Genomic DNA, 6,000 nt, shown 5'->3' with positions numbered 1-6,000 from the left:
AGACGCTGATCGGCCTGGGCCTCAACAAGATGCACAAGACCCGCGAACTTGAAGACACGCCCGCTGTGCGCGGCATGATCAACAAGATCCCGCACATGGTCGAGATCGTCGAAGAAAAAGGCTGAGCCCGTTTTCTTCGAAAGAAAACGGTTCGGAAACTTTCAAAGTTTCCACCGCCAAGAACACAGCGCCCCGGTCAGATCTGACCGGGGCGTTTTTGCGTGTGTTGCCTATTGTGCTTTGGTCGTGGCGCGCGGATTTTCCCCCATCCTTCAACTCACGGCGGGTTCCGGGCTAGCCGTGTGAAAGGGCCGGGTCGGCGCCCTCGTTCTTACTGACAAGCGGGCAGCCAAGCGTTTCGCGCAATGCGGCCGCCAGCTCGTCGACCGTTTCGGTCGAGACATACATGCCCCCGGTGTAATCGGCGAGGCATTTGGCCACCGTTTTGCCTTGGGTGTAGGTGCCCGCCTCCGGGCTGTCCCAGCTGAAGAAATCCACCACCACCCGGAACCCGACCACATGCACGGTAAGGTCACGCGCCTCTGCTGCCAGGGCGCGCCCAAGCGCGCAGGGTCGCCCTCCGCAGGTTTCATTGCCGTCGGTGACCAGAACCACCAATCCCGGGCGCTGGCGATAGCCCAGTACCTCTGCCGCTGCGCGCACCGAGGCGGCAAGCGGGGTCAGCCCGCCGGGGCGCAGCGCCTCGATTTCGGCCACAACGGCGGCGGCGGCATCCGGCATCGGCGCAAAGCGCAGGTTGATATTGTCACAGGCATCGTTTGCCCCCGGCCCATAGGTGATAAGCCCGACTCGCCGATAGGGGGCGATTTCGGGCATGGCGCGGCGCATGGCGTCGCGGGCCTCGACGATCCGGGTCGCCGCCTGGGTGTCAAAACCGATCTCGGACATCGAGGCAGAGCCGTCAAAAACCAGCATCGCATCCGCGGCACAGCCCGTTGCAGCCATTGGCACGTGCCCCGTGGTCGCAAAGCACAGACCCAGAAAAATGGCCCCAAAGGGCAGGGAAGAGACGCGCAGCACCATAACGGCAGTCTGACACCGCCGCGCCCGAACGATCAATCCCCCTCAGGGCTTGCCGGCCGATCACTCGACCCTTGATACCGGGCGCGATCCCGTCTATACGCCCGCGGGTGGCCGTCTTTTGCCACGACTCAACATTCAATATACGCCGCGTTTGGCCCAACCGTCGCTGGGGGTCACATCCGGCATAGGAGAAGCGACATGAAACTGAATGAACTGCACGACAATCCCGGTGCAACCAAACGCCGCAAGCGCATTGGCCGTGGTCCGGGTTCCGGCATGGGTAAGACCGGTGGCCGTGGTATCAAAGGTCAGAAATCCCGTTCGGGTGTGGCGATCAAGGGTTACGAGGGCGGCCAGATGCCGCTCTATCAACGTCTGCCCAAGCGCGGCTTTACCAAGCCGAACCGCAAATCCTATGCGGTGGTCAACCTTGGTCTGATCCAGAAATTCATCGACGACAAGAAAATCGACGCCTCTGCCGCGATCACCGAAGACGTGCTGATCGCGTCGGGTCTGGTCCGTCGCAAGCTTGACGGTATCCGCGTTCTCGCCAAGGGCGATCTCTCGGCCAAGGTCACGCTTCAGGTGACCGGCGCATCGCGCTCGGCGATCGAATCTGTCGAAAAAGCAGGTGGCTCACTGACGGTTACAACCGCGCAGGCCGCTGAATAAGAGGTTGTGAGTGGCGTCCGCGCCGCTTACATATGCCCCGAGTTTTCCTTTGACGCCGCCTGAGCTGGAAAACAGCCCATGGCGGCGTTGTCATATGAAAGAGACCCGCGAATGGTATCTGCAGCAGAGCAAATGGCGGCCAACACCAGCTGGTCAGCGCTTGGTAAGGCCACCGATCTTCGCAAACGCATCCTGTTCACACTGGGGCTTTTGATCGTCTATCGGCTTGGCACCTATATCCCGGTGCCCGGCATCGACGGCGCGGCCCTGCGCGAATTCATGCAGGGCGCACAGGCCAGCATCGGTGGCATGCTGTCGATGTTCACCGGTGGTGCGCTTGGACGGATGGGGATTTTTGCCCTCGGGATCATGCCTTATATTTCGGCCTCGATCATCGTTCAGCTTCTGACTGCCATGGTGCCGCAGCTTGAACAGTTGAAGAAAGAGGGCGAACAGGGGCGCAAGAAGATCAACCAATACACCCGCTACGGCACGGTTGGCCTTGCGACACTGCAATCCTACGGGCTGGCGGTCAGCCTTCAGTCGGGCGACATGGTCACCAATCCGGGCGGCTTTTTCCTTGTGTCCTGCATGATCACACTGATCGGCGGCACGATGTTCCTGATGTGGCTTGGTGAACAGATCACCGCGCGCGGCATCGGCAACGGCATTTCGCTGATCATCTTTGTTGGCATCATCGCAGAAGTTCCCGCCGCCCTTGCTCAGTTTTTCAGCCAGGGGCGCTCGGGCGCGATCAGCCCGGCGGTGATCGTCGGTGTGATGATCATGGTCGTGGTGGTGATTGCCTTTGTGGTCTTCATGGAGCGGTCGCTTCGCAAAATCCATATTCAATACCCGCGCCGTCAGGTGGGGATGAAGGTCTATGACGGCGGGTCGTCGCATCTTCCGATCAAGGTGAACCCGGCCGGCGTTATTCCGGCGATCTTCGCCAGCTCGCTGTTGCTTCTGCCTGCCACGATCTCCACGTTTTCGGGCACTCAGACCAGCCCGGTGATGTCGACGATCATGGCCTATTTCGGCCCCGGTCAGCCGCTTTATCTGCTGTTCTTCACGCTGATGATCGTGTTCTTCACTTATTTCTACACGTTCAACGTGGCCTTCAAGACCGATGACGTCTCTGATAACCTCAAGAACCAGAACGGCTTTGTCCCCGGCATCCGTCCGGGCAAGAAGACCGCCGAATATCTTGATTATGTGGTCAACCGCGTACTGGTACTTGGGTCAGGCTATCTTGCGCTTGTCTGTCTCATGCCGGAAATCCTGCGAAGCCAGTTCGCCATTCCGTTCTATTTCGGGGGCACCTCGGTCCTTATCGTCGTTTCTGTGACCATGGACACGATCCAGCAGGTGCAAAGCCACCTTCTTGCGCATCAGTACGAAGGCCTGATCGAAAAATCACAGCTGAGCGGTAAAGGTAAGAAACGTTCGCGCAGAAAAGGGGCAGCACGCCGATGAACATTATCCTTCTCGGGCCCCCGGGGGCAGGCAAAGGCACACAGGCGCATCACCTCGTCGCGAGCCGCAACATGATTCAGCTTTCGACCGGCGACATGCTGCGTGAGGCCAAGGACAGCGGCTCTGAAATGGGCAAGGTTGTGGCGGCTGTCATGGCGCGCGGCGATCTTGTGACCGATGAGATCGTGATCGGCCTGATCCGCGAAAAGCTTCAGGGCGAAAAGCAGGGCGGCTTTATTTTCGACGGCTTCCCGCGCACCCTGGCCCAGGCGGATGCGCTTGGCGATCTTCTGGCAGAGCAGGGCGAGAGCCTGGATGCCGTGATCGAGCTGCGCGTCGACGACGAGGCACTTGTGCAGCGCATCACCGCGCGCTCGACCTGCGGCGGATGTGGCGAGGTCTATAACGATATCACCAAGCCCTGGCCCGCAGACGGGAAATGCGCCAAATGCGGCAGTACGGATGTCAAGCGCCGCGCGGATGACAACGAAGACAGCCTGCGCAACCGCCTGATGGAATATTACAAGAAAACCTCGCCGCTGCTTGGCTATTACTATGCCAAGGGCAAGCTTTCTTCGGTCAATGGCCTGGCCGAGATCGACGCGGTTCAAGCGGCAATTTCGTCCGAGCTTGACAAATAAGGGGGCAGGGCTTGACGCCCCCTTAAATTACTCCTAACCAGCCCTATCTCGAACGAGAGAATGATTCTGTCCGGGTCGCGCCCGGAATGGATCGCATCACCTGAATTCAGCTGCGGCCCGAAGCGAAGACGCCTCGGGCTTACGTTGTGAAAAAAGGTTCTGGAGCTACGGAACCGCAACGAAAAAGGAACTTACATTTGGCACGTATCGCCGGCGTAAACATCCCGACCCACAAACGGGTCCCGATCGCCCTTACATATATCACTGGTATCGGCCACACATCGGCCAAGGCCATCTGTGAAGCCGTGAACATCGACGCATCGCGTCGCGTCAACGAGCTTTCGGATGCCGAAGCCCTGGCCCTGCGCGAACACATCGACGCCAACTACACCGTCGAAGGTGACCTGCGTCGTGACACGCAGATGAACATCAAGCGCCTGATGGATCTTGGCTGCTACCGTGGCCTGCGCCACCGTCGCAACCTTCCGGTTCGTGGTCAGCGGACCCATACCAACGCACGCACACGCAAAGGCCCCGCAAAGGCCATTGCCGGTAAGAAGAAATAAGGGAGGGCTGATCAATGGCACGCGATACCAAACGCACCAAAAAGAAGGTCTCCAAGAACATCGCCACCGGCGTTGCTCATGTGAACTCGTCTTTCAACAACACCAAGATCCTGATCTCGGACGTGCAGGGCAATGCGATCGCATGGTCGTCGGCTGGCACCATGGGCTTCAAAGGCTCGCGGAAATCGACGCCCTACGCGGCGCAGATGGCCGCCGAAGATGCCGGTAAGAAGGCACAGGATCACGGCATGCGCACCCTCGAAGTCGAAGTTCAGGGCCCCGGTTCGGGTCGTGAATCGGCGCTGCGCGCTCTGGCCGCTGTTGGTTTCAACATCACCTCGATCCGTGATGTGACGCCGATGGCGCACAACGGTTGCCGCCCGCCGAAACGTCGTCGGGTCTGATCTGAGACACACCCAAGCGGGGCCGCGCAGTTTTTGCGCGGTCCCCTTTTCGTCATTTTAATACCTCGGGCGTTCTGAACCTTTGGACATGGGAACGGAACTGGAATGGAGGGACGCATGATCCACAAAAACTGGGCTGAATTGATCAAGCCGACACAGCTTGAAGTCAAACCGGGCAATGACCCGCTTCGTCAGGCCGTCCTGACCGCCGAACCGCTTGAGCGCGGCTTTGGCCTTACGCTTGGCAATGCGCTGCGCCGGGTGCTTCTGTCGTCGCTGCAAGGCGCGGCCATCACCGCCGTGCAGATCGACAACGTGCTGCATGAGTTTTCGTCTGTTGCCGGTGTACGCGAAGACGTCACCGACATCGTGCTGAACCTCAAGGGTGTCGCGCTTCGCATGGAAGTTGAAGGGCCCAAGCGCCTTTCGGTGAATGCCAAGGGTCCGGGCGTCGTGACCGCCGGCGATATTTCCGACAGTGCCGGTATCGAGATTCTGAACAAGGACCACGTGATTTGCCACCTCGACGAGGGTGCCGATCTGTTCATGGAACTGACCGTGAATACCGGCAAAGGCTATGTCGCGGCCGACAAGAACAAACCCGAAGACGCGCCCATCGGCCTTATCCCGATCGACGCCATCTATTCGCCGATTTCCAAAGTCAGCTATGACGTTCAGCCCACCCGCGAGGGCCAGGTTCTGGATTATGACAAGCTGACCATGAAGATTGAAACCGACGGTTCGATCACCCCGGATGATGCCGTGGCCTATGCCGCGCGTATCCTTCAGGATCAGCTTTCGATCTTCGTCAATTTTGACGAGCCCGAAGCCGCCGGTCGCCAGGACGAAGACGATGGCCTTGAGTTCAACCCGCTGCTTCTCAAGAAAGTGGATGAGCTTGAGCTTTCGGTGCGTTCGGCCAACTGTCTCAAGAACGACAACATCGTTTACATCGGCGATCTGATCCAGAAAACCGAAGCAGAGATGCTGCGCACGCCGAACTTTGGCCGCAAGTCGCTGAACGAGATCAAAGAAGTTCTCAGCGGCATGGGCCTTCACCTCGGCATGGACGTCGAAGACTGGCCGCCCGACAATATCGAGGATCTGGCCAAGAAATTCGAAGACGCGTTCTAAGGCACGCGTAAGGTATACCCACTCTGCGGAGCCCTTCGCAGGGTGGGGTGAATGCCCGGATTG

The 6,000-nt window shown here is 59.2% G+C and carries 8 protein-coding genes; 7 read left to right on the top strand and 1 reads right to left on the bottom strand.

What is annotated here, in order from left to right:
• Positions 1 to 125 (top strand): 50S ribosomal protein L30 (gene rpmD, locus QZ522_RS06450; protein ID WP_294608839.1); only part of this gene is annotated, 125 nt, incomplete at its 5' end.
• A 169-nt stretch (positions 126 to 294) separates the two neighbouring features.
• On the opposite strand, the gene QZ522_RS06445 is transcribed toward rpmD, so the two are convergent.
• The gene (locus QZ522_RS06445) at positions 295 to 966 is read right to left on the bottom strand and encodes a vWA domain-containing protein (protein ID WP_294608837.1); all 672 of its coding nucleotides are present in this window, start codon (positions 964 to 966) and stop codon (positions 295 to 297) included.
• A 276-nt stretch (positions 967 to 1,242) separates the two neighbouring features.
• Between QZ522_RS06445 and rplO the strand changes: the two genes are divergently transcribed.
• From rplO to QZ522_RS06415, 6 genes are all read left to right on the top strand, one after another.
• Complete coding sequence (gene rplO, locus QZ522_RS06440) at positions 1,243 to 1,716, top strand: 50S ribosomal protein L15 (RefSeq protein ID WP_294608835.1); 474 nt, start codon at positions 1,243 to 1,245, stop codon at positions 1,714 to 1,716.
• A gap of 111 nt (positions 1,717 to 1,827) precedes the next feature.
• Positions 1,828 to 3,192: a preprotein translocase subunit SecY gene (secY, locus tag QZ522_RS06435; protein WP_294608833.1), complete on the top strand. Its 1,365-nt coding sequence runs from the start codon at positions 1,828 to 1,830 to the stop codon at positions 3,190 to 3,192.
• Positions 3,189 to 3,833, top strand: a complete 645-nt coding sequence (locus tag QZ522_RS06430) for an adenylate kinase (RefSeq protein WP_294608831.1) — start codon at positions 3,189 to 3,191, stop codon at positions 3,831 to 3,833. The genes secY and QZ522_RS06430 overlap by 4 nt, the downstream gene beginning before the upstream one ends.
• Positions 3,834 to 4,030: 197 nt before the next feature.
• Positions 4,031 to 4,399, top strand: coding sequence for a 30S ribosomal protein S13 (gene rpsM, locus QZ522_RS06425; protein WP_073199668.1), 369 nt, complete (start codon positions 4,031 to 4,033; stop codon positions 4,397 to 4,399).
• Positions 4,400 to 4,413: 14 nt separating this feature from the next.
• The gene (gene rpsK, locus QZ522_RS06420; RefSeq protein ID WP_092840441.1) at positions 4,414 to 4,803 is read left to right on the top strand and encodes a 30S ribosomal protein S11; all 390 of its coding nucleotides are present in this window, start codon (positions 4,414 to 4,416) and stop codon (positions 4,801 to 4,803) included.
• A gap of 117 nt (positions 4,804 to 4,920) precedes the next feature.
• Positions 4,921 to 5,937, top strand: a complete 1,017-nt coding sequence (locus QZ522_RS06415; RefSeq protein WP_294608827.1) for a DNA-directed RNA polymerase subunit alpha — start codon at positions 4,921 to 4,923, stop codon at positions 5,935 to 5,937.
• The last annotated feature ends 63 nt before the right edge of the window (positions 5,938 to 6,000 follow it).

Origin of the sequence: uncultured Roseovarius sp., assembly GCF_913054395.1 — a bacterium.
Classification (GTDB): domain Bacteria; phylum Pseudomonadota; class Alphaproteobacteria; order Rhodobacterales; family Rhodobacteraceae; genus Roseovarius.
This window is presented reverse-complemented; position numbering and strand designations above follow the sequence as displayed.

Bases quoted from the DNA above. Each gene is read 5' to 3' on its own strand.
- QZ522_RS06445 (WP_294608837.1), bottom strand. From the start codon at position 966: ATGGCTGCAACGGGCTGTGCCGCGGATGCGATGCTGGTTTTTGACGGC.
- rplO (WP_294608835.1), top strand. From the start codon at position 1,243: ATGAAACTGAATGAACTGCACGACAATCCCGGTGCAACCAAACGCCGC.
- secY (WP_294608833.1), top strand. From the start codon at position 1,828: ATGGTATCTGCAGCAGAGCAAATGGCGGCCAACACCAGCTGGTCAGCG.
- QZ522_RS06430 (WP_294608831.1), top strand. From the start codon at position 3,189: ATGAACATTATCCTTCTCGGGCCCCCGGGGGCAGGCAAAGGCACACAG.
- rpsK (WP_092840441.1), top strand. From the start codon at position 4,414: ATGGCACGCGATACCAAACGCACCAAAAAGAAGGTCTCCAAGAACATC.
- QZ522_RS06415 (WP_294608827.1), top strand. From the start codon at position 4,921: ATGATCCACAAAAACTGGGCTGAATTGATCAAGCCGACACAGCTTGAA.